A 26,439-nucleotide genomic window follows, 5' to 3' on the forward strand; every position below is an offset into this window, starting at 1 on the left:
CATAGGCAATGGAAATTATTTGTATAGACCATATGTCGTTTTTGTTCACACTACGATGCGTTTCCCCTCACCCGCTGTACGCGAGCGAGCTCCACCGCAAAATGACAACGCGAATGTTGGAAAAGCGGCTGTTTTTGGCGATTCTCGGCCGCGACCCTCGACAACCCGGCCAACGTCGCCCACCACGGCCATAGCAGACAAATCGCCCCTATGGCCCGCTAAGAAACCTTTGGACCCACCATGATCCACTGGAAATCAAGCTTGCGGAAAGCCACACACGCTATATGGTATATACTTATTCGGGCTAATGCTTAATTTGGCCTGGACCACTGCTAAAGATCGGGGACCAAGATGGGCAGGTTGATTGATATCTCATGGCCGGAACTCGGCGTCGTTGTCGTGGCGGAGCTCGCGGACGAGGACAATCCGGAACTGTGCGAAGAGTTCTGGCAAGACCTTCCGTTCAAGGTGATGCAGGCGCATCCGGTGGTGTCGGGTGAATCGCTTTACGCCTGGACGCCAACGATCAGCACCGCGCCGGTTCGCTTGCGCCGCCGCATCGTCGATTGCGCGGTCGGCGACCTAAGATATTCCCAGGCAACCGGCAACAAGTTCTCGATCCAGTATGGCAAGGGGCTCGAGCCGCTTGCCCAGCCGGTACTGGGAAAGGTCCTTCCAGAATACCACCACCTCCTGCAAGGCGTCGGAAAGGCGATCTGGACCAACCTCTTCTTCGCGAAGGAGCAGATCTTCGTCGAGGTGAAGCCGCACGATCCAGCGCAGGCGTTCAAAGGCGAAGGCCGCTTCTCGAATCTCAAGGGCGTCGCCGCTGAATTCTACGCGGAGGCGAAGAGGATCCAGACGGTTGAGCCAGAGGATCTGCGCCGTATTCGCACCGGCGAAATCGGGGATACGGGGACCTACGGGCAGTATTTCACTGCTTGGGATTTCGCAAACGGAATGCTCCGTGATTACATCATGTACACAGCCTATCCCCTCCTGAAGCTGATCGACACGCTCTCTCATGATGACTTCGTGGCAGCCGTCGAAGCGTTCGATCCAGCCTATTCCGAGTATCTCGGCTATTCCGGCCTGGACACGCTTCTCGACTTTTCGAACAAGCTGCGGGCCGCTATCCGCGAGACGGACGACAAGGAAGAACTCCGCACGATCCTGCGGACCTTCATTATGTATGGCAACCGTTTGTGTGCCTGGTCATATCACTACTTCCCGTGGTACCTCGGTATGTTCTACGGCCGCGCCGTCAATGGTCAGGAATTTCCAGGTCGCTTCAATCCGGTTAAGCAAGCCTGATCATATAGATAGCCTTTAGCTTCATGGCATGGGTGGCCTTTCATCGAGAGGCCGCCCATGTCGTTTTTCGCAGGGAGCCTTACATCGCACCGGATGTCATATGGTATATACAAAGTTGGCGCGGATCGTATATATGTCTGCCTAGCTTCGTCTCGTCAGGTATCGATATGCCCCATATGCCGGCTACCGGTAAAGTCTCTCTTGAAACCCTGGCGGCCGTCCACGAAGGTGCGCTGATCTCCAAACGCGACGATGCGGCATGGAACAGGATGCACGTATCAGCCGACAAGGTCGCTGAGATCGCGCGTGGTGAAAAAGCGCACTACGGTATCAACACGGGGTTCGGCAAAGTCGCGAGCGCACGGATTCCCGCTGATGACGTCGAAGTCCTGCAGCGCAATCTGATCATGCCTCACTGCTGTGGTGTCGGCGCTCCGCTCGACGATCGCCCGGCTCGTCAGGAGGCTGACTCCAGCGCAGCCGAGGTGTGGTTTGCACGCGCCATTGACATCCGGTCCGACGCTTGACGCCGTTCGCGAGGCTATCCGCGACGGAATTCCCGGACGACCGCTACATGACGGCGGACCTCGCGCGGCAGCTGGCTGCAAGCGGCCGTGGGGTCGGCCATGGGCAGCTGGAATTCTCCCGTCGGCCTGAGCAGCGCGGTGGCGACAAAGATGCTGGCCGCCCAAACCTCTCTCCGATCCCAAAACAAAGCCATAGACCGGGCGCCGCAGCCGGATGGTCTTTGATATACGGATAAATGGCCATATGTTATATACCAATCAAACGCTTTGGTGGTGGAGGCAATCTATGCGCGGTACAGATATCCCAAGGGTAGCGTCGCCCGCCCATGGATGATCTTTCAACCGAAAAACATGCTTCGTCTCGTTACTTGGAGATCCAGCGCGATATCGAAAGCAAGATAACGACCGGTGAGTGGGGACCAGGCACCCGTATTCCGCCGGAGCGAGAACTGGTCGACATTTATAACTGTTCGCGAATGACGGTGAACAAGGCCTTGTCGAGCCTTGCGGCCGCGGGAATGATCTCTCGGAAGCGCCGGTCCGGCTCTTTCGTAGCGCCCCCGCGGATCGAAGAACCGCTGATGCACATTCAGGACATTCGCGCCGAGGTCTTGGCGATTGACCGAACATATTCCTTCGAGATCACCGATCGAAGCGTTCGGAAAGCGACTGACGCTCTCGATGCGCGCCATGTCGGCGTCCCCGTTGGAACCCGGCTCTTGACGCTCGAGGTGATGCATTACGCCGACAACCTCCCTTTCACGATGGAGACCCGTCAGATCAATCTGGATGCGGTCCCACAAGTGGAGAGGCTGCAGTTCAAGGACGAGCCACCAGGCAGCTGGCTGCTCCAGAATGTCCCATTCACCGAGGGTGAACATTCGATCCGCGCCGTGTCGGCCGACGCCATCCTTGCCAGACGGCTACAGGTGGTCGAGCGCACGGCGTGCATTTCCATCGCCCGCAGGACATGGTTGGATGGGCAGCTCATCACATTCGTCCGGCTGATCTATCCCGGCGACCGCCATCGGTTCGTGGTACGTTTCAAGCCGTCAATGTCGGCCGGCTCTCCCTAGGCCAACGGCAAGGGCGTTGGTGAGTTGAACTCGGGAGGCCGTATCTCCACCTTTGGTCGTTCCGACCGTGGAGAATAGTGTTTCCACGAGCAGAAATCGCTAAGGCTTTGCCAGAATCCAAGGAGCATACTCGGGATATCCATGCCAAAACTGAACCCGCTTCTGCACTTGGGGATTATGGCGATTTCTGTATATCCGTCGCAACTCAGATTCGGTAATTGACGTGCGCTTGTCCCCTAATAGAGGTTTATGATCGAGTACATGGCTCTTGGTTATCACGGCCTTAATACCTAATCGATCGAGAAAAAAATGCACCGTCGCGCCTGATCCGCGATGGGTATGCCAAAGCAATCCAAATTTTTTGACCTCTTCCTCCATCGAACAAAATCTAGATTTTTCAGATCGACCCCTTCCCGATATGTGGGATGCTGAAAATTGAAACCAGAAATTCTGCATTATCATTTGGAGTGAAGATATCCACCTTCTCTCCATTAAGCTGATATCGGGTTATGTTTATTAACTACCGCTCCAAATCGGCCGAAACGAGATGACGGTATCTGTCGAAGTCGCATTTAATAAAGATTCCAAGACCATAGATGATATCTCCAGCCTGAAAGCTCTCTTTGAATGGCGGCGCAAATGGCATTAACCAACCTTTTATTCATCTGATATGCGATCATATCAACTAAAAAATAGCGAACATAACCTTCAATGTATGCACGAGTAAGTCGTTTTATTAGGTATAATAACTTCATCTGAAGAATTATATTATAAAAATACATCGGCCCTTCCCCTTCGAGACCCTGACGCAACGCAATACCGGGCTTACTGCGGATTTCGGTTCAACACCAAGCCAACTACACCTCTAGCCGCCCCTGGGCAAAGGACGGAGCACGTCGGCTCTCCATAGATCATGCGCGAGCAATTCCGCCGCTGGCTTCCCTCTCGCCGAACAGCCGGCTGCCGTGAATGCCTCTGCGCCAACTGCCACGCGTTTTTGGAGCGCGACGGCAGAAGGACCTCGGGCGGCTGAGCGCCCATCCGCGCGCTGAAAGGCGCAATGTTTTGACACTTAACGTTTGTTCCGCCTGCGGAAGGCGGGGGAAGTGATTTAGCGCAGAAGAGAGGAAAACTCATGCGCAAACCAGTTTCAGTTAAGAACCAATGCAAAGTCAGAGTTTTTTCATCGGACAGCCTGGCGTCAGCCCATGGAGGTCTGATCAACGGCCTGGACGAGCCTGGACAGGAAGCGAAGGGCACGCTCCGACCACCGCCGGGCTCTTCGCTCTCCCAATCTGAGAGGGCGGCGTTGCGAATGGTCGCCCTCGCCCCCTTCTTTCGCTTGAAAGCGCCGATAGGAAATACGTGGGTCCCATAAAGTGCCTTCTACAGCAAGGCCTGCTGGAGCGGGTCACGACGCACCGCCGCGGACTGACCGGCGATCTGATCGGCGTCAGTCGCATGGGAGCAATAGTTCTAGGCGCTCTGACCGGCGTGCCGATTCTCTCGGACGTCGAAGCTGATGTGCTGCCGCTTAACCCGGAGAAAGCTGCAGCTATGACATGGATGCTTCACCTATCATGGCACCACCTGAGTTCCATCCCAAGCCGGCTGCACGAGGCGCTAAGGCGGCTCGAGGTGCGAGGCATCGTTCAACGCCGGCGCCTCACTGACAACATGGGGATGCAGGTGGAATATCGCCGTATCTCGCTCCGGCCACGATTGTGATGGCCTTGTCCCCACGCCAGCGCAGCTTTCGGATTTGCCGGCGAACGCGGCAGCCGAGATAAGCCGGTGCCCGTCGGATCACCGTTGCTGGCGGAGAGGGTGGGATTCGAACCCACGGTACGGTTGCCCGCACGGCGGTTTTCAAGACCGCTGCCTTAAACCACTCGGCCACCTCTCCCGCGCTTGGAAATATAAAAATTTCCAAGCCATTATGCTACCGGCCGCTCTCCGTTCTCTTCCGTGACGCCGTACCCTCCATGGGGATCCCGGAGCCGCTGTGAGATGCACAGGCCAGCTTGGCGATGGTCCTCACCGAGCTGCGTCTGGGATATCTCCAGAGGTCGACCATCGAGCCGCCGGCTTGAAATAGTCCACAGCATGAGCATGACGCAAGTCATGAAAGTGAAAATGCCGGAGTGGCACACCATTTTTATGCGCCGCGGTGCGCCCCGCGCGTGGGATTACGAGGATGTGAAACCAGGACGAGGGCCAGCTCGTCAGTCGGGATGAGGAAGGGCGCGTTCTAGACGGGCTATCGCTGCCGCGCCAGGCCGATTGGAGCGGAAGCACGGTGGAAGATAGGAGACCTGCAAGGGCTTACTGGAACAACCCCGGTCCGCTGGTCTTCGACATAGCAGATGCAAGCCGAAGATCATCTCGGATCCCCGTCGGATGAACATATGACCGCGCCCTGAGCCACAAAGGCCTAGCACGCTATCGCACCAACGCATGTGTCTCGCGCATTGCTCGCTCGCCGGTGGACCTCCGTCATGAAACTGAAGCATCCCCCGCCTATGCGGGTCGCAGATTATTCCGGAGAATAACTGTGTTGGATCAAAGTGATTATGAGGACGGGCTGACGCCGCGCTGCGACCCCAGCCTGGCGCTGAAGCTCGCCATTGCGGGCACCATCACGGCGTTCGTCGGACTGGCGTTCGCCATCCAAAGCTTGGCGTAAGCTCACATCATCTAGGCCAGACGCTCAGCCATATGCGGGAGCGATGTCGCCAGAGACTTTGCGACCGTCATCAGTGAGGCGATACCGAGGACGATTATCCCAGTCCCTGCCCGCCATCTCGACGAGGTGCAGTTCAAGCAGTCGGTCGATCGCATCCTGGGTGACCAGAGACCAGGAATAGGCGGGCTCACCTTCGTGTCCGGCCAAGGCAATCCGCCGAATGACTGCAGCGTGTTCGGTCATCATCATCGCTCACATTCCGATCCGCAGCGGCACAAGTTATCCCACTGCCGCATGATCGGGGCAAGCATGGGCGCAGCGGAAAGCGACCCGCATACGGCGCGTGTTCAGGCTGGAATGTTGGCGTCGACGATGACGTGGCTGAGATCGCGGGAACAGCGCTCGATCCGCGCTTCCACGCGATAGACATCGCGCAACATGTCGGCCGTGATGATATCGCCGGAAAGGCCGCAAGCAACCATTCGGCCCTTGGCGATGATCAGCGTCTTGTCAGCGAAGCGGAGCGCCTGATTGAGGTCGTGGATCGCGATCAATACGATCATGCCGCGTTGCCTGGCCTGCGCACGCATGAACGCGAGCACCTCCATTTGCCTATGGAGATCGAGCGCGCTTGTCGGCTCGTCCATGATGACAACGTCGGGCTCGCGCGCCAATGTCTGAGCGATTGAGACCAGCTGGCGCTGGCCCCCGCTGAGCGCGCCGAGATCGCGGAAACCGAGATCCCGAATATCGAGAGCTTCCATGATGTGATCGATCAGCCGGAGGTCATCGTCGCCCACGCTCCACGACTGGCCCTGCTTTCGCGCCAGCAAGATCGATTCATAGACCGTCAGCACCGCATTCGCCGAGCTGTCCTGCGGCATATAGCTGATGGCACGCTTGCCCTTCGCGCTACCCTCCAGGCGGATCTGTCCCGGCCCCTTCAGGAGCCCCGCGACACGCTTGAACAAGGTGGATTTGCCCGCGGCATTGGGGCCGATGACGGCCACCAGCTCGCCTGCCGACAGCAAGGGCGTGCTGATCTCGGAAACCGTCAGTTTCTTGCCGTAATAGGCCCCGACCTGATCGAGCTGGAGCGTCACCATGTGCGCCTCACATCGGTTAGGATCAACGAGAAAAAGAACGGCACGCCGACCAGGGCGGTGATGATCCCTATGGGGAAGACGACGCCCGGGATGATCGATTTGCTGACGATCGAAGTGAGCGACAACAGAAGTGCCCCGGACACGACCGAGCCGGGCAGAAAGAAGCGCTGGTCTTCCCCGAAGATCATCCGGGCGATGTGCGGACCGACCAGTCCGACGAAGCCGATCGTCCCCACGAAGCTGACGGGAATTGCCGCCAGAAGGGAGATGACCAGCATCGTCTCGAGGCGGATATAGCGCACATTCACGCCGAAGCTCGCAGCCTTGTCCTCACCGAGGCGAATGGCCGTCAAGGCCCATGCGTTGCGTGCGAACAAGGGCAGTGCAATCAGCAGGACCGCCAAGGTGATCCATATCTTCGGCCAGGTCGCCTTCGTCAGGCTGCCCATCGTCCAGAAAACGACGGTCGCCAGGGCCTGCTCGGAAGCGAGATATTGCAGGAATGCAAGCGCCGCGTTGAACGTGAATACCAAGGCAATTCCAAGAAGCACCACGGTCTGGACGGACACGCCGCGCATCTGGGATATGAAATGGATGAACAGCGTGGCGACCAGCGCCATGAGAAATGCATTCAGCGGAACGATGAGGCCCGAGGCGACCACAGGCAAGAACGGCACACCGAAAACGATGGCGAAGGCCGCGCCGAAGCTGGCTGCCGCCGAGATGCCCAGGGTAAACGGGCTCGCGAGAGGGTTCGCGAGGATCGTTTGCATCTGCGCGCCAGCGACTGAGAGCGCCGCGCCCACCACGATCGCCATCACCGCAACTGGCATGCGGATGTCCCAGACCACCGTGCGCACAGAATCTGAAACGGCGGCCGGATTGAAAACCGCGATAACGACATCGAGAAGGCTGTAGCGCGCCGGGCCCCACGCCAGATCGACGGCGAAGGACAAACACAGCGCCAAAGCCATGGCAGCCAGAATGACGAGTTTCCTGCGTATGAGAGCGCGGTATTGACCCCGGCCCTCCAGGCTACCGACAGCAGGCTCTGCCATGTGCAGGCTGGCCATTATTTCTTACCGCCGTCCATCGAGACCCAATAACCCGGCTGGTAGTCGATCGGCAGGAACTTGGCGTGGAATTCCTTGAACGTCGCGTCCGGATCGAGGTCCGCGAATAGCTCGGGATGGAACCACTTGGCCATCTGCTGGATAGCCACGAACTGGTAGGGACTGGTGTAGAACTGATGCCAGATCGCGTGGACATCATCATTCTTCACGGCCTTGGACCCGGTGAAGGCGGGCTCCTTCATCAACGCCGCGAGCGCTTCCCGGCTGCCCGCCGCCAACGCAGCCGTCCCTGGTCCGACATTGACGAAGTTTTTCGCATTGGGGGTCTGGCTCCAGTTGGCGCCAGTCACCACGATGACGTCCGGATTGGTTGCGACGACCTGCTCGGCGTTGATGGATCCCGTATAACCCGGCAGGAAATCCGAGCCGATGTTGTGGCCGCCAGCCAGATCCGCCATCAGGCCAAAATTATCAGGCCCAAAGGTGCCGCAGCATTCGACGAGCCCTGCCGCACGATACATGAATACGTTCGGGCGCTTCGGATTGGCGGCTTTCAACTTGTCGGTGACGCGCGCAAGCTCCTTGCGCCAGTAGGCGGCGACCTCGTCCGCGCGATCGCTCTTGCCGAAGAGCTGCCCGAGGACCTTGAGGCTCGGCTCCGTATTCTTCAGGATATGTTCGCGGAAATCGACATAGACGACCTTCACGCCGATCTTGCCGAGCATCTCCTCCAGCTTGACTTCATCGGCGGCCTTCTTGTCGCCGATGGTCAGCACCATCGCGTCGGGCTTCAGGTTGACGACGGTTTCGGTCTGCAGCGTACCGTCAGTCAAATTTCCCAGAAACGGGACGTCCTTGGCCTTGGGAAATTTCGCAACATAGGCGTTGTAGCTGTCGGCGTCGTTGCGCATGAGGTCATTGCGCCATCCCACCACCTTGGAGAAAGGGTCGGGCTCGATAGCAGCGACGGAATAAAGAAGACGCCCCTCGCCAAGAATGACGCGATCAACGGGTTTGTCGAAAGTGACCTCACGTCCCGCGACGTCCTTCACGGTGAATGACTGCGCCATGGCCGTTGCCGGCATCAGCGCTGCCAGCGCGACGACAGTGACCACGGTACGATGAAGGAACCCCATTTCGACCGCCCTTTAAATTTGCTAATGAGATCGCCGATAGGAAATCGACGCAGGGCCGTCAATTGCTATCTTTTGTAATAATTCCAATGAGTTCGCTTCCATGACGGACGTGCATAGCTCAAACTATTCCCTACGCGACGAAATTCGCGAATATTGGTCGATACGCTCCGAAACCTTTGACTTGAGCGTTGGGCATGAAATTTTTTCCGACGCGGAGAGGCGCGGGTGGCATCGGTTGATCGCGAGGCACCTCGGGCGGGGTGAAGGGCGGGCAGCTCTGGATCTGGCTTGCGGCACCGCCGTCATCTCGCATCTCATGCACGATCTGGGTTTCGCGGTGACGGGCGCCGACTGGTCTGAGGCCATGCTGTCGAAGGCGCGCGCCAAGGCAGCGAAGCGCGGCAGCGATATCCGCTTCATCATGTGCGACGCCGAGAACACCATGGAAGCCCGTGGCAGCTACGATGTCATCATCACACGCCACCTCGTCTGGACACTTGTGGACCCAAGGGCGGCATTCGCGGAGTGGTATGCGCTGTTGAAACCGGGCGGAAAGCTGCTGATCGTCGATCTCAACCAGGACAAGAAGACCTGGGCTGGCCTGCTACGCGCATCCCTGGAGAAAATCGCCGGCAAGCCGGCATCGGGCATGCAGGATCCGGATCTCGTCAATCGCGACCAGCGCATTCGGTCGCAGCTTTTCTTTTCCAAGGGCATGACCGCGGAAGCGGTGATACCACTCCTTGAGGAAGCTGGCTTCATCGGCGCCGTCGTGGACCGGAAGATGGGCGACATTCATCTAGCCCAGGCCCGCAAAATGCCCCTGTTGCGCGGGCTCGACCGCCTCCTGCAGGACCGCTATGCGATCTGCGTCACAAAGCCCCTGACATAGGTACCACGAGAAAACCGCACTCGAAGGCGGGCCCTCACCGTTCAGATGAGACCTGCCTGCGTTGCCCATTTCAGCTGGGTGAAGGCCGTCACCTCATAGCGCGCCATATAGGTGCAGCGCTGGCCTTCTCCCGGCGCGAAAGAAAGCCGCAGGGCCTGCGCCAGAGCTTTCGCGTCCGCCTCATCGGCGAGCATCACCATCTGGGTAATACCGCCCGCGCGGCTTTCCACTGCGAAATCGCCCTGCAAGCGCGGGGTGAGCCACGCCAGCGTGACTTCGTTCGGTGTAGGAAAGAGCCTTCCGTCTCCGAATGCGGGCTTCTCTCGCGAACGCTTCCGCAGGGTCAGGAAATCTCGAAACTCAAAAGCAATGCCGTGGCTGACGCTGCGAAACGCGTCAAGCTTACCATTCGTCAACCGAGCCATTCCCCTCCCCCAAAACCGCGCTGCCAGCCTCTCCGATCGACGCAGCGATACGCAGCTTCACGCCGCCTGCCCTGGCAAAATCCATCCCTTCGCAAAGAGCCTTGGGGACCAGGCCTATGCTGCGCTACTGTCCCCTGAGCCCATCGATGGACGAAGCTTGGCCGGGATAATACACCTTCGGTCAGATAGCTACCAGAACCTCGAATGTGCAACGCGGCAGCGTTGGCACAGCAGGGATATGAAGCAGCGCTGCTGCCTGTTTCGACCGAGAGACATTTTCAGGCGAGCCAGAGGACAAGAACTGAGCGAGCAGCGGCAACTTGCACCGCGTGTCCATTCATCTGTTCGCAGTCAAGCGCCGTTCAGGAGAGGACCGACAACTTCGTTCCCGCAATGCGTTTCGCCAAGGTGATCGCACTCCGCATAGGAAGCGCGCCTCTTTCCTCGAGCGAAAGATGCTGACCGAAGAGGCCGGTGCAGCAACGGCGGACGAGTCAACCGCGTGGCCCGAGCTCGCCCGGCCTGACCTCGCGAGCGACGGTGTCCAGGACCGCATTGACAAAACCTGGCTCATCATCGCTGTAGAAGGCGCGCGACACATCCACATATTCGGAGATGACGACTCGCACGGGCACATCCTTGCGAAACATCAGTTCGTAGCAGCCGGCGCGCAAAACAGCGCGCAGAACGATCTCCACGCGCGTCAGCGGCCAGCCCTTGGCGAGCGCGGCATCGACCTTGCGATCGACCGGCTTCTGCTCGCGAACCACGCCGGCAACGATGTCGCGAAAGAATGCAGCTTCCGCCGGCTTGAAGGAGACGCCGTCGATCTCCTGACCCATCCAGTGTGCTTCGAACTGGGCGACCGCCTCGATGACGCCGGTCGCTGCGACGTCCATCTCGTACAGGGCCTGGACGGCCGCCAGACGAGCCGCGCTCCGGCGTTCGCTTTTGGATACCTGCGCGTCGCTCATCGTATCTTACCTGCCACGGCGAGTTCACGCTTGATGCGGAGGACGGCGAGTGCCGCTTGGGCGGCTCCACCACCCTTGTCCATGTCGCTCACGCGCGCTCGCGCCCAAGCCTGCTCGTCGTTCTCCACCGTCAGAATGCCATTCCCAAATGGCAGACGACGGGTCACCGACAGTTCCATCAGGGCACGCGCGCTCTCATTGGCGACGATATCATAATGGCCTGTCTCGCCCCGGATGACGCAGCCGAGCGCCACCGCCGCATCATAGGGAAGACCTCGTGCCTCAGCGGCGTCGAGTGCGATCGCCAGAAGAGCCGGCAATTCAAGCGCGCCAGGCACGGTGAGGACATCAACGGAGGCGCCGGCCGCCTCGCATGCGCCACGAGCGCCACGCAGCAATTCGTCTGCAAGGTCGTCATAGTATCGCGCCTCGACAATGAGAACGCGCGCTGGGCCTGAGAAGGCGGCGACAGGTGTACTTTGGCGTGGAGCGGCCATGACGATGATCCGGACGAGATAAAAGACGGGACAGATGACTAGGGGTCCGGGCATACGTCGCCACGAACCGAGCCTGTGCTCAGTAACCCGCCCCCCGCGCCTCCGCAAGGCGTGCGGCATAGCGGGCCATGAGATCCACCTCAAGATTGAGGCGGTCGCCAACATGACGCGCGCCCCAAGTCGTGACCTCGAGAGTATGCGGAATGAGGAGGATAGAGAACACGTTGCGTTCGACGTGGTTGACCGTCAGAGAGCAGCCATCGAGCGCAACCGAGCCCTTGGCGGCAATAAAGGCCGCCATGGCATCCGGTGCGCGAATGTCGAACCGGGCGGTCGCCCCCCAGGAGTTCCCCTCACCGCCTTCGCCCACTTCCGTGATGTCCTCCCGGGCGATGATGGTGGCGATCCCGTCCACATGACCCGTGACGATATGTCCCCCGAGCTCATCGCCAATCTTTAGCGAGCGCTCCAGATTAACGCGTGTGCCGACCGTCCAGGCGCCAACCGTCGTCAGCGCGAGGGTCTCAGCCGCCGCGTCAACTTCAAACCACGAACCCTGTTCGTGAGGACCAACCGCAACGACCGTCAGACAGGGGCCGCCGCAAGCAATCGAAGCGCCGATGGCGATCGTTTCCGGGTCATAGCGCGAAACAATGCGCAAACGGCGCAGGGTTCCCTGGAAGTTTTCGGCGGCAACGACCTCGCCGACGTCCGTCACGATTCCGGTAAACATGAACTTGGCCTCTCAAGGACAGCGAATCGGTCAACGGCTCCCCCCGCCGCGCTGCCCGCATTAGTCAGCGTTACATCCTGATGGGCGACATCCCATGTGACGGCGGCTTTGACAATCCCGCCTTGAACAAGTTGCGCCAGATGCGGCCCGATAGCCCGGATGCCGGGTCGCGCTGATGACGCCCCCAGAGGGAGCGGTCCTGTCACGGTGACGAGCTCATCCACCAGCCCCGCCGCGGCCAACGCATCGGCAAGCTGCGGTCCGCCTTCACAGAAGACACGCGTCACGCCGCGCGTCGCCAGGAGCCGCAGCGCCGCGTTGAGATCCACCCTGCCGATGGAGCCGAGGCGCATAACTTCAACACCTTGCGCAACCAGCGTCCGCTCGGCCTCGATCGGCGCATCCCGGCCCGCGACGATCCAGGTGGGATGCTCAGCCGCCGTCCGCGCGACCACGGCAGTCGGCGGCGTGCGAAGCGCCGTGTCGATGATGACGCGCACCGGCGAGCGCGCCTCCATCCCCGGCAGCCGCACGTTCAGGGCAGGATCGTCAGCCAGAACGGTGCCGACCCCAACCATGATGACATCGGCATGCGCACGCATGAGATGGACGTGATCATTGGCGACCGGCCCGGTGATGCGCAGGCGTTCACCCGCAACGCCCGCAAAGCCATCTGCGGTCATCGCCAGTTTGACGGTGACCGCAGGTCGTCCCTCCCGCACACGCAGGATATGGCCGCGATGGGCGCGTTCCGCCTCCTTCGCCAGAGGGCCAATGGTTACGTCAACGCCTGCATCCCGGAGACGGGCATGCCCGGCGCCCGCCACTCGTGCGTCGGGATCCTCGAGCGCCGAGACCACCCGTGCGATACCCGCGGCGATGACCGAATCAACGCAGGGTGGGCTTCGTCCCCAGTGCGAACAGGGCTCCAGTGTCACATAAAGCGTCGCGCCACGCGCCGCCTCCCCGGCCGCGGCCAGGGCGACAGGTTCACCATGGGGACGTCCTCCCGGCTGGGTCATGCCGCGGCCCAGGATGACACCCTCCGGCCCGGGCGCGACGACCAGCGCGCCGACAGAAGGATTTGGCCACGTCAGTCCCAGGTGACGCGCGCCAAGGACGAGCGCATCGCGCATGAAGCGGCGATCCAGCGAGATCTGGTGCGGCGAAAGGGACTCGATGGCGGGCAAAGTTCAGGTCTTTGTGTCGACCGCGTCGGGAGCATCAGCCCCACCAACATCGGCCTCGACGGGCAACTCTTCAAGAGCCAGTTCACCAATGAGCGCCTTGAAGTCCTGAGCCTCGCGGAAGTTCCTGTAAACTGACGCGAAGCGAACATAGGCCACGCTGTCTAGATTGCGCAGCGCTTTCATCACCACCTCGCCGATCATCTGGCTGGTGACTTCGGCCTCACCCGTGCTCTCGAGCTGGCGGACCACACCGTTTATCAGCCGCTCGACCCGCTCCGGGTCAACTGCCCGCTTGCGTAGCGAGACATTGACGGAACGCGTGAGCTTGTCGCGGTCGAAAGGCACACGGCGACCCGAGCGCTTCAACACCATCAGTTCGCGTAGCTGGACGCGCTCGAATGTCGTGAAACGACCACCGCAGTCCGGACACACACGCCGGCGGCGGATGGAGGAATGATCATCGGTCGGCCGGGAGTCCTTTACCTGCGTATCGAGACTGCCGCAGAACGGGCAACGCATGGTTTCACTCCGGCTTCATGACGCAGCGCCCCCGGCGCTGCGTCCAAAAACCATAACAGGCTCTGATATGGCCAAGCGAGTCCAATCACCCGTAGATCGGGAAGCGCTTGGTCAATTCATGGGTGCGCTTCAGGACGGCCGCTTCAGTCGCGGCATTCTCAACGTCACCATGAGCCGCCAGACCATCGAGCACCTCGACGATGAGCGACGCCACCTGCTTGAATTCGGCCACGCCGAAACCGCGTGACGTCGCAGCCGGCGTCCCGAGGCGAATGCCGGATGTGATGGTCGGCTTCTCCGGATCGAAGGGCACGCCGTTCTTGTTGCAGGTGATTCCAGCACGGCCGAGCGCCGCCTCGGCGGCCTTGCCCGTGAGCTTCTTGGGCCGGAGGTCGACGAGCATCAGATGGTTATCCGTGCCGCCCGTCACGATGTCATAGCCGCCTGCCGCGATGCCATCGGCAAGAACCTTCGCATTATCCACGACCGCGCGGGCGTAGACCTTGAAGTCAGGCTTCAGTGCCTCACCGAAGGAGACCGCCTTCGCCGCGATGACATGCATCAGCGGGCCGCCCTGCAGGCCGGGGAAGATGGCCGAATTGATCTTCTTGGCCAAGTCCTCTTCGTTGGTGAGGATCATGCCGCCGCGCGGGCCGCGCAAGGTCTTGTGGGTCGTGGTCGTGACCACATGGGCATGCGGGAACGGGGATGGATGCGCGCCGCCGGCCACCAGTCCGGCGAAATGGGCGATGTCGACCATGAAATAGGCGCCGACGGCGTCGGCAATGGCCCGGAAGCGTTCGAAATCCCAGTGACGGGCATAGGCCGAGCCACCGGCCACGATCACCTTGGGCTTATGGGCATGCGCGAGGCGCTCCACCTCATCCATGTCGACGCGATGATCGGTCTTCGACACCGGATAGGGAACGGGCTTGAACCACTTGCCCGACATGTTCGGCGGTGCGCCATGGGTCAGATGGCCGCCGGCCGCGAGATCCAGCCCCATGAACGTGTCACCGGGCTGCATGAGCGCCATGAACACGGCCTGGTTTGCCTGGGAACCGGAGTTCGCCTGCACATTGGCGAAGCGGCAATCGAATAGGCGGCATGCCCGCTCGATCGCGAGATCCTCGGCGATATCGACGAACTGACAACCGCCGTAGTAGCGCCGACGCGGATAACCTTCCGCATATTTGTTCGTCATCACCGAGCCCTGCGCCTCAAGAACGGCGCGGGAAACGATGTTCTCGGAGGCGATCAATTCGATCTCGTCGCGCTGGCGACCGAGTTCGAGCTCGATGGCGCGGGCAATCTCCGGATCGGCGTCCGCAAGCGACGCGGAAAAAAAGCTGTTCGTCAAATGGCTTCCGGCCGCGGCTTCATGTGCGCTCATCGTCTCTACTCCCGTGATAGAACGGTATGGATGGCGCGACATGTGCGCCACCGCAAGCGGTGCCAAGCTAGGCCGGCCGTGCCGAAGGCTGTCCTGGAACGGCGGGTTCTTCACCGCGCCGTCCCCATATCACGCGCCACGATCCAGGCCAACACAGGACCACGAAAACGGGAGGTGGACGGGCTATTGGACGCACCGCAGGCACTGTTCAAGCGACACTGCGGCCGATTATGCGCCGACAATGCAACCGACCGGTCATGAATTGCCGGATTGCGGCCCTCCCCTCATAAGAACTGCCGGTCAGAACAGAATGTGCATGAAGCGATGCCGAATCACCTCGCCGTGCCGGATCAGCATGCCTGGGCCCCTTGGCACCCGGCCGAATTAGCCCAACGTCTCGCCGGGACATCGAGTCCTTGGTGTGTCGTCGGCGGTTGGGCTCTCGATCTCTGCCACGGGCGTGAGACACGCCCGCATAGCGATCTGGAATTCACGGTTTTGCGCAAGAACCTCCCGGCGTTCCGTCAAAGGTTGGGGGAGCTGGAGTTCTACACCGTTAAGGATGGCACGATCGAGCCGCTCTCGACCGATGAGGAGCCGGCCGCGGATGTTGCCCAGATCTGGTGCTTCGCTCGCTCCGATCATCGCTGGCGAGTCGACATGATGATAGAACCGGGGACGCCTGCGACATGGATCTACAAGCGTGATCCAACGATCACGCGCCCGCGCAGCAGAATGGTGGCGCGATCTCCTTGCGGCATCCCATACCTTCAGCCCGCCGCCGTCCTTCTGTTCAAGGCCAAGGATCAGCGTCCGAAGGATGAGGTGGATTTCGCGCGAGCCTTGCCGCTTCTGCCTGCGGCAGAACGCCTATGGCTGAAGGACTGCCTTGATCGTCTCCACCCGGGCCACCCCTGGGCGCAGGCCCTGCAGAGCCCATTTTCGCTATCAGGTTCGCTGAGCGCCCTGAGAGCCGCCCATAAAAAAGCCCGCCGATGAGGCGGGCCTTTCTTCACACGCGTTCTGATCGCTCAGTTCGTCGCATCGATGTCTTCGTCGATCGCCGAGTAGTTCATCACCTTCGCGATATTCAGGCCGTCGCGATTGTAGATGTCATCACGGAACTGCACCGCGCCATCAGCCGTGGCCCAGCTCGTGATATAAGTCCAGTAGACAGGAACCGCCGACGTGATCGTCGCGTCGATGCGGTCGCCCGATGCGATCGCCGCGTCGATGCGGGCACGATCCCAGCCGGGCGTGTCCTTCAGGAGCCACGTGATGTAGTCGCGCACGTTCTGGACGCGCACACAGCCTGACGACACGAAGCGGAAATCGTCACCGAACACACCCTTGGAAGGCGTGTCGTGCATGTAAACGCCATGGGGGTTCGGGATATTGATGCGGACCATGCCCATCGAATTCAGGTCGGCGCCGGGATCCTGCCGGAACATGTAGCGCGTTGCTTCGTTCGAGTTCCAGTTGATGCTCTGCGGTGGGACTTCCTGTCCCTGGCCGTTGAACACGCGGATCTTCTGGTCCGTGAGATAGCTCGGGTCGGTCCGCATCTTCGGGATCAGGTCCTTGCGGATGATCGACGCCGGCACGGTCCAGAACGGATTGAAGTTCACCTGGGTGATCTTGGCGTTCATGATCGGCGACTGTCGATCGATCTTGCCGACACCAGCCGCGTGTCGCGTCGCGACATGACCATTCTCAACGGTCTCCACCTGGGCGGCCGGAATGTTCACGATCACGTAGCGTTGGCCGAGATTGCCGGACAACGAGCGCAGACGGACGAGGTTCGTCTCGAGCTGCTGCAGGCGCACCTGGGCCGGCACGTTCATCGCGGCGATGGTGCTGGCATTCACAACGCCCGTTTGCGCCAGCCCATGGCGGCCCTGGAAACGCTTGACGGCGGCTTCGACATAAGAGTCGAAGATGTCCGTGTCGCCAGATTGCACGGAAAGGTCCCCGCTTGCCGCGAGCCGCTGGCGCAGGCCTACGACAGCCGGACTGCGCATGCCGACCTTGAGAGTCTGGCGGCCCTGGATCTGCCCCCACCCCCCGCGGTTCACGATATCGCGATACTGCACGATCGCGGCTTCGGTCGCTGCGACCGCCTCAGCCGACAAGGTCGGCGTATTGGACCGACGCAAGCGCATGCTCGACGCGGCGTCATAGCTTTGTACCCACTCGGCCTGCGAGCCGAGCGCTACCTGTTGCGCTTGCGCGATTTCAACCGTTGCGATCGACGTCACGCCGAGCGTTACGGCCAGCAATCCAACATTCGATAAGGAGTACCGAAGGCTCACAGACCCAATCCCACTGTTGAACTCAACATGCCCCGACGCCAGCGCCATAGGCGCAGGCAACAACCGCCGGGTCCGATGGTCGAACTGTAAGCGGTAGTCCGTTAAACAACCATGAGCAGTCGGGCTAATTTGTGGCATCTAACGGGAGCGCATCGGGTCGTCAATCCCGTGTTGCCGCAATGCAACAAAAGCGAGGATCGCGGCACCCCCTGAGGGGAGATGCCGGATCACCATGCGACCTTGCAAGACTAACCCATTGCGATCAGAGCTTATAACGGATCTGGTCTGTCCAATAGCGCTCCAGACGCAGGAGCGATCGGTTGATCAGCTTGAAATCATCACACGAGATCCCCCCGAGCGGTGCAATCGTCTGCATATGCTTCTCGTAAAGCGCGGTCACGACGTCGTGAACCGCCCTGCCCTTGGGGGTCAGCGTGATGCGCATGGAACGGCGGTCGACGCGCGAGCGGGTCTGCTGGAGATAGCCCATCTCGACCAGCTTCTTGACGTTATAGGAGACATTGGCGCCGAGATAATAGCCACGCGACCGCAGCTCGCTGGCGCTCAGTTCCTTGTCGCCGATATTGTAGAGCAGGAGCGCTTGCACGCTGTTCAGCTCGTTTCCGCCGCGCCGCTCGAATTCATCCTTGATGACATCGAGAAGACGGCGATGGAGACGCTCCACAAGCGTCAGCGATTCCAGATAGAGCCCGCTGATATCATCTTCGACCGGAGCGGGAACACTCTTTCCAATCAATTGTGCTGCAATAGTCATTTGACGCCTCATAAATTATCTTTGCGATCCGTTGATCGGATCTGCGAACGAATGAGGCAGACACTACGCGAGATCTCTGAAAGGCGATTTAATCAATAAAATGAACAAGATATTTCTTCATCGCACATAGTTTCAGTACGAATTGCGCGAGAAACGGCGTCAGCCCGGCCCTCGAACCGCCAGTTGTCGAAGTTTAATCGGTCGTGCGCGCGGCGAGCCACGAGATCACGAAATAAGTCGCAACGAGGGTGACCATAGCGGCTATGGTCACAAATCCGTGACCGATGACATGGGGAAAGAAAATCGCCAGGATCAAATCGCTCATCACGGCGAGCAGCCACATGACCCCGCCCCAGGTGCTCGTGAGCCAGAGACCGACCGCTGCAACAAGGTCGATGATCGCGAAATAGATCGTGGTGGCTTGATAGGTCATTGGCCTGCCCTCGAAGGGTGCGTCGCCCGGAAACACGCCGAGCAGGATGGCCCAATGCCCGACTCCCGTGACCAGCCAGACGACGGCCATTGCGCGCAGAAACCATACCAGCACGACGTCCCACTGCAGCCCGTGCGTGTCGTCGTTCGTCAGGGCGTCCGCGAAGCCCTGCTGCGCGCCCGATCTGTCATCTCGTGCTCGTGCCATCTTCTTGTCCTACCCACTATCAGATCGCGCTGAAGCCGCTCCGGAGCCGAATCCCTTCCGGGCTCCCCGTCTGATATACGCGAAATGCGGCCGCCACCGTGCGGCCTCCCGGTTTCGACGCCGGAATGACGGACAATCCCCATGGATTATCCGACCGAATGCCGGACGTCCGAAGCGCGAGAGACTGGCGGCCAACTGACCCGGCGTCAATCGCAGGCCGCATGATCCTGCGACGTCATGGCCGACAACTTGGGAGCTGCAGCATTTCGATATGCACGACGAGATGCTAAGCGAGAGAGTATGACTTCAAGGCTGGATCGGATCCGATGGCTGTCAAGAACCCTCCCCCCGTTGTGGGCCACATCAACGATCACGCCGGCCGCGATGCTCGGCGCGCGACGTTTAACGGTCCGACATCAACCGGCGCGGCATCGCTCGGCCTCACCGTCCGGCCCCGCCGTAATCGTCAGAACGAATGGGCGCGGAGGCTGGTCCGCGAGAACACGCTGTCGACGAACGACCTCATCTGGCCATTGTTCGTGATCGAGGGCGATATCCCCGAGGATGTCGCGTCGATGCCCGGCGTGCAGCGTCTTCCGATCGAGCAGGTCGTCGCTGAAGCGCGGCGTGCTCGGGACCTCGACATCCCCGCGGTGGCGCTGTTCCCTTACACGGATCCGGCGCTCCGCGATCCGGAGGGCACCGAGGCCGTGAACCCGGACAACCTCGTATGCCGGGCGGTCCGCGCCATCAAGGCCGCAGTGCCGGACATCGGCGTCGTCACGGATGTGGCCCTTGATCCCTACACCAGCCACGGCCACGACGGGGTAATGGACGGTGATACCATCCTCAATGATGAAACCGTCGCGCTTCTGGTCGCTCAAGCCATGACGCTCGCCGCCGCAGGCGCGGATATCATTGCCCCATCGGACATGATGGACGGGCGCGTCGGAGCCATCAGAGCCGCTCTCGACCTCGCTGGATATCCGGACGTGCAGATCATGGCCTATGCGGCGAAATACGCTTCCGCCTTTTACGGGCCTTTCCGCGACGCCGTTGGGAGCAACGCGACGCTGGTCGGTGACAAGCGCACCTACCAGATGGACCCGGCCAATAGCGACGAGGCCTTGCGCGAAGTCGCACTCGATCTCGAGGAAGGGGCGGATATGGTGATGGTCAAGCCGGGCCTGCCCTATCTCGACATCGTCCACCGGGTGAAGGAAACCTTCGGTGTGCCCACTTTCGCCTATCAGGTATCCGGGGAATACGCGATGATCGAGGGCGCCGCGCGTAATGGTTGGATCGATGGCGACAAGGCCATGGTAGAAAGCCTCATCGCCTTCAAGCGCGCGGGAGCGGACGGTATCCTGACCTATTTCGCACCACGGGTCGCCACGATGCTCAAGGCTGTCAAATAGACGGTACCACGGATAGAGGAAACGATCGGCCGCGACGGCGGCCGCCCCCGTGCAGACTGGGAATTTCCTCGGCGGTTTAACGGCCGGGCCAGCCTGTGCAAGGCACCCACTCGCATTATTGGCCCGTCCATGCGCCGCCCTGTCGTCCTCTTCTTGATCGGCCTTGGCGTCATGGCAGTGGCGGCCTGCGCCAGGCTCGTAGATGCCGATCAGGAGCGGGTCTGTCGTGCCGTGCTGCCGGCGATCAATCTGGACGGCGAAATCGTGGACGTCGCAGCGCCGCTGTCCGGCCCGCTGCCCAACAGCCTGCGCATCGACTACACCGCCAAGGATCGGGCGGGCCGACTGCGCGGACGCGTCTTGCTGTGTCGGTTCGCCGGCACGGGCCTAGCCGCCGACAAGGCGCTCCTCATTGGCATCGCGACTGAGCGGGGCCCCGTCTCTGATGCTAATTTCTACTTTCTGAAACGCTTCTATCTGGACGCTCCAGAGGAGGAAAAGGCCGAGATTTCAACCGCCAAACCCGCGCCCCAGGTGTCGCGCAGCGTTGGGCTCGGCCTTCAGCAAGCCGTTTCGGCCCTGCCATTGCTGGCCATCTACGGCCTTCTCGCCAGCACCTACGCGCTCATCTTCGGATTGATCGGCCGCATTAATCTCGCCTTCGGCCAGTTTGCGGTTCTCGGCGGAACCGCCACAACGCTCGGCGTTGCCATCGCGCTCGCCGGCGGCATCTCCACACCTTTCGTCGGCATCGGATTGGGGCTTGCATTCACGCTCTTCGCCTCGGGCCTGCACGGGGTGGTGCTCGGCCGTATGGCGATCGCTCCCCTCCGGGACGCCAGCGGGCAACGCGTTCTGATCGCGACCCTCGGCCTGTCGATCGCGATGGCCGAATATCTGCGCTTGGCCCAGGGCAGCTATGCCCAGTGGCTGCCGCCCCTCTGGAACAATCCCCTGCCGCTTGCCCAAGCCGAAGGCTTCGCGGTAACGACGACGCCCATGAACCTCGCCATCAGCATCGCGGGTTTCGTCATCGCGACAGCCCTCACCGTCGCGATGCGCCTGACCAGCTTCGGCAGGGCATGGCGCGCCTATGCCGATGACCCTGGCGCCGCCGCGCTCTGTGGGATCAACGGCAGCCGGCTGTTCGACCAGACATTCCTGCTTGCCTGTATGCTGGCCGGGTTCGCCGGTTTCATCATGGCGATCTATTACGGCAACGTCGGCTATGCGTCGGGAATGTCACTGGGCCTCAAAGCCCTCATCGCGGCCGTGCTCGGCGGCGTCGGATCCGTGGGCGGAGCACTCCTCGGAGGCTTGATCGTCGGTGCAGCAGAAGCCCTATGGGCCGCAACCCTGCCCATTGAATCCCGCGACATCGCGATCTATGCACTGCTTGCTGTCATTCTTGTCTTGCGTCCCCAAGGACTGTTCGGGACGGACTTGGACTGGGCGACCGGCCGTACTTCTCTCAAAAAATAAGAATTGCTGATTACGGCATTGATAAATATAATAAATTCAACGTAGAAAACCTGCATCCTGCGATTTCGGAGCGCGGCGAAATGCGCGCTGAGCGGTGGCAGGGTGGCCGAGAAAACGTCACCAGCGGAGAACGAGTCGTGCCGACACCTACCGACCCAATCCTCACCCTGGCCGATATCGAACGGGCTGCGGGCGTCATAGGCAGCTCCGTTGTCCGATCTCCACTTCTCGCCTCGCCCTCTCTCAGCGCGCTGACCGGCGCGGAAGTGTACGTCAAATACGAGAACATGCAGCCCACCGGCTCGTTCAAGGAGCGCGGCGCCCTCGTGAAACTTTCGAGCCTCACCCCGGAGGAGCGCCAGCGCGGGGTGATTGCCATGTCCGCCGGCAATCATGCGCAGGCTGTCGCGTATCATGCAAAGCGCCTCGGCATTCCCGCGACCATCGTCATGCCCCAGGCGACGCCCCTGGTGAAGGTCGAGAATACTCGTGCACACGGCGCGCATGTCGTGCTCGATGGCGAGACGCTGTCGGAGTCCGCTATCCGCGCGGAAGCCATCGCGCTGGCCGAGAACCTCGCGTTCATTCACCCCTATGACGACAATGCGATCATGGCGGGCCAGGGAACGGTCGGGCTCGAGATCCTGGCTGATAATCCCGATCTCGAGGTCCTCGTCATTCCCATTGGCGGCGGGGGACTGTTCGCAGGCATCGCCACAGCAGCCCGGGCACTTAAACCTGAGATTGAACTCATTGGCGTGGAAGCGGCCCTCTATCCGTCCTTCTCAAACGCGCTCTCCGGCAGGGAGAGCCCGCTCGGCGGCCCCACCATCGCCGAGGGCATTGCCGTAAAGAACGTCGGCAAGCTGACACTTCCTGTCGTACGGCAACTCGCAAGCGAAGTGCTCGTTGTCGACGAGGAGGCACTGGAGAGCGCCGTAAACGCTTATGCTACGCTCCAACGCAGCATGGCGGAGGGGGCCGGCGCAGCGGCACTCGCCGCCCTTCTCGCTTTTCCCGAGCGCTTCAAGGGCCGCAAGGTCGGGCTCGTCTTGAGCGGTGGCAATATCGATGCCCGGCTGCTGGCTTCGGTCATGGTGCGGGCCCTGGAACGGGCCGACCGCATCGTCTCCTTCCGGGTCATCACCAACGACGGCCCGGGGCTCCTCGGACGCATCGCCAGCCGTCTTGGTGAACTTGGCGCCAATATTCTGGAAGTCTCGCACGGACGCCTGTTCCTCGACGTGCCGGCCAAGGGCGTGTCCATCGACCTCACCATCGAAACGCGGGACGCCGAGCACTCGCGGCACATTCTGAGCGCCCTTGCCGCGGATGGCCTCGCTCCGACGCGTGTGGACGCAAGGAGCCGCGCAGAACAGGGCCATTGACCCCCGCGACGGAACCTCCCTCTCGTATTATCATTCATCAAGCGTGCGAATCGTACGGGAGTGAAGAAGTGAGCCATTTGCCGCCGCGCCAAACGTCCCAGCCGATGACCATCGACGACTATGGCGCTATCCGAGGTGTCATCACGCCGCGCTTCTTCGCCTATCTGATCGACTTGGTCGTCATCGCCCTTCTCATGCTCGTATTGTTCATGGTGGTGGCCATTCTCGGGGTCATCACCTTCGGCCTTGCCTGGTTCCTGTTTCCCCTGGTCGGCGCCTGCACGGGCATTCTCTACAGCGCGGTCACGGTGAGTGGCGAACGCCAAGCGACTATCGGCATGCGTTTGATGGGCCTGAAAGTCGTCGGTCCCTATGGCCGGCCGGACTTCATCACCGCCGCCATCCATGCCCTGTTTTTCTACGTCGCCGCCAGCACCGGCCTCCTGCTCGCCATTGACATCATCACCGCCTTCCTGCGGAGCGATCGGCGGATGCTGCATGACGTGCTCGCGCAACTCACCGTGATTCGGGATTGATCGACCTGCCGACCCCTCTTTGCCTCACCGCAGCAGGTGCTTATTCGATATTTGAGAGACGCCGGCTCGGTGCTATCGTGACGAGGGTTGAAGGGATCGCACCAATTGAATGAGCGGGCGCCAGCGTGACCACACAGCCGCGCGATACTCCGCAATTTTACCTGACCGCTCCGTCCGCCTGCCCCTATCTGCCCGGGCGCGAGGAACGCAAGGTTTTCACGCATCTCGTCGGAAAGCGCGCGTCAGAGATCAACGATATTCTGACGCAAGGTGGCTTCCGACGCTCCCAAACCATTGCCTATCGGCCTGCGTGCGAGACCTGCCGGGCATGCATCTCCGTTCGCATTCTGGTCAACGAGTTCACACCGTCGCGCAGCTTCCGTAGGGTCCTCGCCGCCAACACCGACCTCACCACGGAGGTGCGCGGCGCAACTCCGACATCCGAGCAATACAGCCTGTTCCGGCACTATCTCGATACCCGCCATGCCGATGGCGGCATGGCCGACATGACGGTGCTCGACTATGCCATGATGGTGGAGGACAGCCACGTCACGACTCGCCTGATCGAATACAGAACACCCGGCACCGGACCCTATCTCGACCGTGCCGGCGTGGGCGAGCTGCGAGCGGTCGCATTGACCGACATCCTCGCCGATGGGCTGTCGATGGTCTATTCCTTCTACGAACCCGACGATGGGCATCGCAGCCTCGGCAGCTACATCATTCTTGACCACATCGCCAAGGCGCGGGAATTCGGCTTACCCTATGTCTACCTTGGCTATTGGGTGGAAGGCTCCCGGAAGATGGACTACAAGACGCGCTTCCGCCCGCAGGAGCGCCTGCTGCCGCACGGCTGGTCGCGCGTTGATTAAAAGGCTGATTTTTCAGTTATTTATTCGAAAGATCCAATGTCAGTTATCATCATCAACAACGCCGCGCGCGATGGCGATCAAACGGCGGCATTCCCGTAGTTCGTCGAGCACCATGCTGAGCCGCGTCGCCGAAGCCTCATCGAGACCGCTGGTTCCGATGCCCGCGAAAGCATCGTCGGGCTCCAGCCTGTCACCCTCGCTGTCCAGCGAGCCGCCGTCAGCGTTATGGCTGCCGCGGCCCATCTCGGGGCTATGCAGGGCCTCATGGTTCCGCAATTGGTAGGTCCGAGGGCCGACCTGGGGCGACGGCCCGCGCAGATCGCTTTCAGCCACGGGCATCGGCGGCGTCTGCTGCCACACCGCCTCAAGGCTCTGCTGTTCGCCCTGATGACCATGCTCCTCGGGAGCGGCGCCTTGACCGCGGCCAATGTCAGGATCAGCGTCCTCGAAATCATCGGCGAAACGTTGGCCGGCGTTGATGGATGAAAGCTGGTGAGGTTCCTGCCAAACCTGCTGGACGAAGCGCACCCCCTCCTGCTTGAGGATGCGCTGTACACCCTTGATCGTGTAGCCTTCACCGTAAAGAAGATGGCGGATGCCGCGTAGAAGCTCGACATCGTCGGGTCGGTAGTAACGTCGCCCGCCGCCCCGCTTGAGCGGCTTGATCTGCGTGAAACGCGTTTCCCAGAAACGCAGGACGTGCTGCGGAACGTCGAGTTCTTCCCCGACTTCGCTGATGGTGCGAAAGGCGTCTGGGCCTTTGTCCACCGTCTACTCCTCCGTGCACTCGTTCTCGATTCAGCCGGCTCCGGCTATGTCAGTGATCCGAAATAGCCCCCCGCTTAGACCTGACTGTCATGGCTAAACCGGATCTGGCTCAACCCAAGTCTGCTCCGAGAACATAGCCGACTCAGATGATGCTATCCCTCAAGGATAAGACGCGTTTGCACTCGCTTGCAAAATCTATCGGCAAAACTGATCAAAAGCGTTGCCTTATAGGCGGCCTGCTTGTGGATGGCAGCCTCTCCAGTCCGGGCGCGCGCACGCGAGCATCCCGGTTGGGCTTAAAGGCTGGATCAAGCAAGCGAGGCGCTGGCGAGCGCGTCAGGCCTCGTCCTCAACCTCAAGGCCGTTGATGCGGGCGCGCAGCACGTTCGAAGGCTTGAAGACCATGACGCGCCTCGGGTCGATCGGGACTTCGATCCCCGTCTTCGGGTTGCGCCCCACGCGCTCGCCCTTGTCCCGCACGATAAAGGAACCGAACGACGAGAGCTTCACAGTCTCACCGCGCGCCAAACAATCGCACATTTCGCTGAGAACAAGCTCGACGAGCGCCGCTGATTCAGTCCGGGATAATCCGACCTTCTGATAGACCACTTCGCAGAGGTCCGCGCGCGTTACCGTCCGACCTGCCATGGCACCCTCTTGCAAGCAACCTTTAACAACAGAAGCATCTCACTGAATTACAACGATAT

26 protein-coding genes, 1 tRNA gene and 1 pseudogene are annotated in these 26,439 nt (G+C 60.8%); 11 read left to right on the top strand and 17 right to left on the bottom strand.

Translation table 11 applies throughout. The features are described 5' to 3' along the window. The first annotated feature begins 351 nt into the window (after positions 1-351). The 3 genes and pseudogenes from KIO76_RS19545 to hutC all read left to right on the top strand — a co-directional run bounded on the left by KIO76_RS19545 (position 352) and on the right by hutC (position 2,917). Positions 352-1,314 (top strand): cucumopine synthase-related protein, encoded by a 963-nt coding sequence (locus KIO76_RS19545; RefSeq protein ID WP_213324807.1) that lies wholly within the window; start codon positions 352-354, stop codon positions 1,312-1,314. Between the two features lie 167 nt (positions 1,315-1,481). After that, positions 1,482-1,772: pseudogene (locus KIO76_RS19550) on the top strand (aromatic amino acid lyase); the annotation flags it as partial. Positions 1,773-2,167: 395 nt separating this feature from the next. Continuing rightward, positions 2,168-2,917 (top strand): histidine utilization transcriptional repressor HutC, encoded by a 750-nt coding sequence (gene hutC / locus KIO76_RS19555; RefSeq protein ID WP_213324810.1) that lies wholly within the window; start codon positions 2,168-2,170, stop codon positions 2,915-2,917. Positions 2,918-4,733: 1,816 nt separating this feature from the next. Here hutC and KIO76_RS19560 read toward each other — a convergent pair. After that, a tRNA-Ser gene (locus KIO76_RS19560) sits at positions 4,734-4,823 on the bottom strand. A gap of 648 nt (positions 4,824-5,471) precedes the next feature. On the opposite strand from KIO76_RS19560, the gene KIO76_RS31440 reads away from it, so the two are divergent. Then, positions 5,472-5,603, top strand: a complete 132-nt coding sequence (locus KIO76_RS31440; RefSeq protein ID WP_283771454.1) for a hypothetical protein — start codon at positions 5,472-5,474, stop codon at positions 5,601-5,603. A gap of 24 nt (positions 5,604-5,627) precedes the next feature. Here the strand turns inward: KIO76_RS31440 and KIO76_RS19565 are convergent, their stop codons facing one another. The 4 genes from KIO76_RS19565 to KIO76_RS19580 all read right to left on the bottom strand — a co-directional run bounded on the left by KIO76_RS19565 (position 5,628) and on the right by KIO76_RS19580 (position 8,918). Next, entirely contained in the window at positions 5,628-5,852 is a 225-nt protein-coding gene (locus KIO76_RS19565; RefSeq protein WP_213324812.1) for a hypothetical protein, read from the bottom strand. 98 nt (positions 5,853-5,950) lie between these two features. After that, positions 5,951-6,709 carry an ABC transporter ATP-binding protein gene (locus tag KIO76_RS19570; RefSeq protein WP_213324813.1) on the bottom strand — a complete coding sequence of 253 codons (759 nt, stop codon included), beginning with the start codon at positions 6,707-6,709 and terminating at the stop codon, positions 5,951-5,953. After that, positions 6,703-7,767 carry a FecCD family ABC transporter permease gene (locus KIO76_RS19575; protein ID WP_213324814.1) on the bottom strand — a complete coding sequence of 355 codons (1,065 nt, stop codon included), beginning with the start codon at positions 7,765-7,767 and terminating at the stop codon, positions 6,703-6,705. The genes KIO76_RS19570 and KIO76_RS19575 overlap by 7 nt, the downstream gene beginning before the upstream one ends. 14 nt (positions 7,768-7,781) lie before the next feature. Then, positions 7,782-8,918, bottom strand: coding sequence for an ABC transporter substrate-binding protein (locus KIO76_RS19580; protein ID WP_249729656.1), 1,137 nt, complete (start codon positions 8,916-8,918; stop codon positions 7,782-7,784). Between the two features lie 100 nt (positions 8,919-9,018). Here KIO76_RS19580 and KIO76_RS19585 point away from each other — a divergent pair, with 100 nt between their 5' ends. Further along, positions 9,019-9,810, top strand: coding sequence for a class I SAM-dependent methyltransferase (locus KIO76_RS19585; protein WP_213324815.1), 792 nt, complete (start codon positions 9,019-9,021; stop codon positions 9,808-9,810). Between the two features lie 41 nt (positions 9,811-9,851). Here the strand turns inward: KIO76_RS19585 and KIO76_RS19590 are convergent, their stop codons facing one another. From KIO76_RS19590 to glyA, 7 genes are all read right to left on the bottom strand, one after another. Continuing rightward, positions 9,852-10,235, bottom strand: a complete 384-nt coding sequence (locus KIO76_RS19590; RefSeq protein WP_213324816.1) for a hypothetical protein — start codon at positions 10,233-10,235, stop codon at positions 9,852-9,854. A 494-nt stretch (positions 10,236-10,729) separates the two neighbouring features. Then, a complete protein-coding gene (gene nusB, locus KIO76_RS19595; RefSeq protein WP_213324817.1) occupies positions 10,730-11,209 on the bottom strand; it encodes a transcription antitermination factor NusB in 480 nt (159 codons plus the stop codon). After that, complete coding sequence (gene ribH, locus KIO76_RS19600; protein ID WP_213324818.1) at positions 11,206-11,706, bottom strand: 6,7-dimethyl-8-ribityllumazine synthase; 501 nt, start codon at positions 11,704-11,706, stop codon at positions 11,206-11,208. Before ribH ends, nusB begins: the two co-directional genes overlap by 4 nt. A gap of 79 nt (positions 11,707-11,785) precedes the next feature. Then, complete coding sequence (locus KIO76_RS19605; RefSeq protein WP_213324819.1) at positions 11,786-12,439, bottom strand: riboflavin synthase; 654 nt, start codon at positions 12,437-12,439, stop codon at positions 11,786-11,788. After that, the gene (gene ribD / locus KIO76_RS19610) at positions 12,421-13,596 is read right to left on the bottom strand and encodes a bifunctional diaminohydroxyphosphoribosylaminopyrimidine deaminase/5-amino-6-(5-phosphoribosylamino)uracil reductase RibD (protein WP_291976460.1); all 1,176 of its coding nucleotides are present in this window, start codon (positions 13,594-13,596) and stop codon (positions 12,421-12,423) included. The genes KIO76_RS19605 and ribD overlap by 19 nt, the downstream gene beginning before the upstream one ends. A gap of 36 nt (positions 13,597-13,632) precedes the next feature. Then, entirely contained in the window at positions 13,633-14,148 is a 516-nt protein-coding gene (gene nrdR, locus KIO76_RS19615) for a transcriptional regulator NrdR (RefSeq protein WP_213324822.1), read from the bottom strand. Positions 14,149-14,233: 85 nt separating this feature from the next. Continuing rightward, a complete protein-coding gene (gene glyA / locus KIO76_RS19620) occupies positions 14,234-15,541 on the bottom strand; it encodes a serine hydroxymethyltransferase (protein WP_213324823.1) in 1,308 nt (435 codons plus the stop codon). Between the two features lie 324 nt (positions 15,542-15,865). Between glyA and KIO76_RS19625 the strand changes: the two genes are divergently transcribed. Then, positions 15,866-16,540, top strand: coding sequence for a nucleotidyltransferase domain-containing protein (locus tag KIO76_RS19625; protein WP_213324824.1), 675 nt, complete (start codon positions 15,866-15,868; stop codon positions 16,538-16,540). A gap of 32 nt (positions 16,541-16,572) precedes the next feature. Here the strand turns inward: KIO76_RS19625 and KIO76_RS19630 are convergent, their stop codons facing one another. From KIO76_RS19630 to KIO76_RS19640, 3 genes are all read right to left on the bottom strand, one after another. Beyond that, on the bottom strand, positions 16,573-17,853 hold the full coding sequence (locus KIO76_RS19630) for a L,D-transpeptidase family protein (protein WP_291976401.1): 1,281 nt from the start codon (positions 17,851-17,853) through the stop codon (positions 16,573-16,575). A gap of 262 nt (positions 17,854-18,115) precedes the next feature. Then, the gene (gene ldtR / locus KIO76_RS19635; protein ID WP_213324825.1) at positions 18,116-18,628 is read right to left on the bottom strand and encodes a transcriptional regulator LdtR; all 513 of its coding nucleotides are present in this window, start codon (positions 18,626-18,628) and stop codon (positions 18,116-18,118) included. A gap of 193 nt (positions 18,629-18,821) precedes the next feature. After that, a complete protein-coding gene (locus tag KIO76_RS19640) occupies positions 18,822-19,268 on the bottom strand; it encodes a DUF6163 family protein (RefSeq protein ID WP_213324826.1) in 447 nt (148 codons plus the stop codon). A 326-nt stretch (positions 19,269-19,594) separates the two neighbouring features. On the opposite strand from KIO76_RS19640, the gene hemB reads away from it, so the two are divergent. The 5 genes from hemB (at position 19,595) to KIO76_RS19665 (ending at position 24,964) form a co-directional block, all read left to right on the top strand. Continuing rightward, positions 19,595-20,686, top strand: coding sequence for a porphobilinogen synthase (gene hemB, locus KIO76_RS19645; RefSeq protein WP_213324828.1), 1,092 nt, complete (start codon positions 19,595-19,597; stop codon positions 20,684-20,686). Positions 20,687-20,815: 129 nt separating this feature from the next. After that, on the top strand, positions 20,816-22,168 hold the full coding sequence (locus KIO76_RS19650) for a branched-chain amino acid ABC transporter permease (protein WP_213324829.1): 1,353 nt from the start codon (positions 20,816-20,818) through the stop codon (positions 22,166-22,168). A 137-nt stretch (positions 22,169-22,305) separates the two neighbouring features. Then, positions 22,306-23,556, top strand: coding sequence for a threonine ammonia-lyase (locus KIO76_RS19655; RefSeq protein ID WP_291976398.1), 1,251 nt, complete (start codon positions 22,306-22,308; stop codon positions 23,554-23,556). 68 nt (positions 23,557-23,624) lie between these two features. After that, positions 23,625-24,092: an RDD family protein gene (locus tag KIO76_RS19660; RefSeq protein ID WP_213324831.1), complete on the top strand. Its 468-nt coding sequence runs from the start codon at positions 23,625-23,627 to the stop codon at positions 24,090-24,092. Positions 24,093-24,217: 125 nt separating this feature from the next. Further along, on the top strand, positions 24,218-24,964 hold the full coding sequence (locus KIO76_RS19665; RefSeq protein WP_213324832.1) for an arginyltransferase: 747 nt from the start codon (positions 24,218-24,220) through the stop codon (positions 24,962-24,964). A 39-nt stretch (positions 24,965-25,003) separates the two neighbouring features. Here the strand turns inward: KIO76_RS19665 and KIO76_RS19670 are convergent, their stop codons facing one another. Together KIO76_RS19670 and KIO76_RS19675 are read right to left on the bottom strand one after the other, a co-directional pair. Beyond that, positions 25,004-25,732 carry a MerR family transcriptional regulator gene (locus tag KIO76_RS19670; protein WP_213324833.1) on the bottom strand — a complete coding sequence of 243 codons (729 nt, stop codon included), beginning with the start codon at positions 25,730-25,732 and terminating at the stop codon, positions 25,004-25,006. A gap of 336 nt (positions 25,733-26,068) precedes the next feature. Continuing rightward, positions 26,069-26,380, bottom strand: a complete 312-nt coding sequence (locus KIO76_RS19675) for an integration host factor subunit alpha (protein ID WP_213324835.1) — start codon at positions 26,378-26,380, stop codon at positions 26,069-26,071. Between the last annotated feature and the right edge of the window lie 59 nt (positions 26,381-26,439).

Origin of the sequence: Chelatococcus sp. YT9, from assembly GCF_018398315.1 — a bacterium.
GTDB lineage: Bacteria > Pseudomonadota > Alphaproteobacteria > Rhizobiales > Beijerinckiaceae > Chelatococcus.

Coding starts and splice junctions, on each gene's coding strand:
- KIO76_RS19585 (WP_213324815.1), top strand. CDS start 9,019: ATGACGGACGTGCATAGCTCAAACTATTCCCTACGCGACGAAATTCGC.
- KIO76_RS19605 (WP_213324819.1), bottom strand. CDS start 12,439: ATGTTTACCGGAATCGTGACGGACGTCGGCGAGGTCGTTGCCGCCGAA.
- KIO76_RS19650 (WP_213324829.1), top strand. CDS start 20,816: ATGCGCCGCCCTGTCGTCCTCTTCTTGATCGGCCTTGGCGTCATGGCA.
- hutC (WP_213324810.1), top strand. CDS start 2,168: ATGGATGATCTTTCAACCGAAAAACATGCTTCGTCTCGTTACTTGGAG.
- KIO76_RS19545 (WP_213324807.1), top strand. CDS start 352: ATGGGCAGGTTGATTGATATCTCATGGCCGGAACTCGGCGTCGTTGTC.
- KIO76_RS19580 (WP_249729656.1), bottom strand. CDS start 8,918: ATGGGGTTCCTTCATCGTACCGTGGTCACTGTCGTCGCGCTGGCAGCG.
- glyA (WP_213324823.1), bottom strand. CDS start 15,541: ATGAGCGCACATGAAGCCGCGGCCGGAAGCCATTTGACGAACAGCTTT.
- KIO76_RS19625 (WP_213324824.1), top strand. CDS start 15,866: ATGCCGAATCACCTCGCCGTGCCGGATCAGCATGCCTGGGCCCCTTGG.
- nrdR (WP_213324822.1), bottom strand. CDS start 14,148: ATGCGTTGCCCGTTCTGCGGCAGTCTCGATACGCAGGTAAAGGACTCC.
- nusB (WP_213324817.1), bottom strand. CDS start 11,209: ATGAGCGACGCGCAGGTATCCAAAAGCGAACGCCGGAGCGCGGCTCGT.
- KIO76_RS19590 (WP_213324816.1), bottom strand. CDS start 10,235: ATGGCTCGGTTGACGAATGGTAAGCTTGACGCGTTTCGCAGCGTCAGC.
- KIO76_RS19675 (WP_213324835.1), bottom strand. CDS start 26,380: ATGGCAGGTCGGACGGTAACGCGCGCGGACCTCTGCGAAGTGGTCTAT.
- KIO76_RS19575 (WP_213324814.1), bottom strand. CDS start 7,767: ATGGCAGAGCCTGCTGTCGGTAGCCTGGAGGGCCGGGGTCAATACCGC.
- ribH (WP_213324818.1), bottom strand. CDS start 11,706: ATGGCCGCTCCACGCCAAAGTACACCTGTCGCCGCCTTCTCAGGCCCA.
- KIO76_RS19570 (WP_213324813.1), bottom strand. CDS start 6,709: ATGGTGACGCTCCAGCTCGATCAGGTCGGGGCCTATTACGGCAAGAAA.
- ldtR (WP_213324825.1), bottom strand. CDS start 18,628: ATGACTATTGCAGCACAATTGATTGGAAAGAGTGTTCCCGCTCCGGTC.
- KIO76_RS19640 (WP_213324826.1), bottom strand. CDS start 19,268: ATGGCACGAGCACGAGATGACAGATCGGGCGCGCAGCAGGGCTTCGCG.
- hemB (WP_213324828.1), top strand. CDS start 19,595: ATGGCTGTCAAGAACCCTCCCCCCGTTGTGGGCCACATCAACGATCAC.
- KIO76_RS19565 (WP_213324812.1), bottom strand. CDS start 5,852: ATGATGATGACCGAACACGCTGCAGTCATTCGGCGGATTGCCTTGGCC.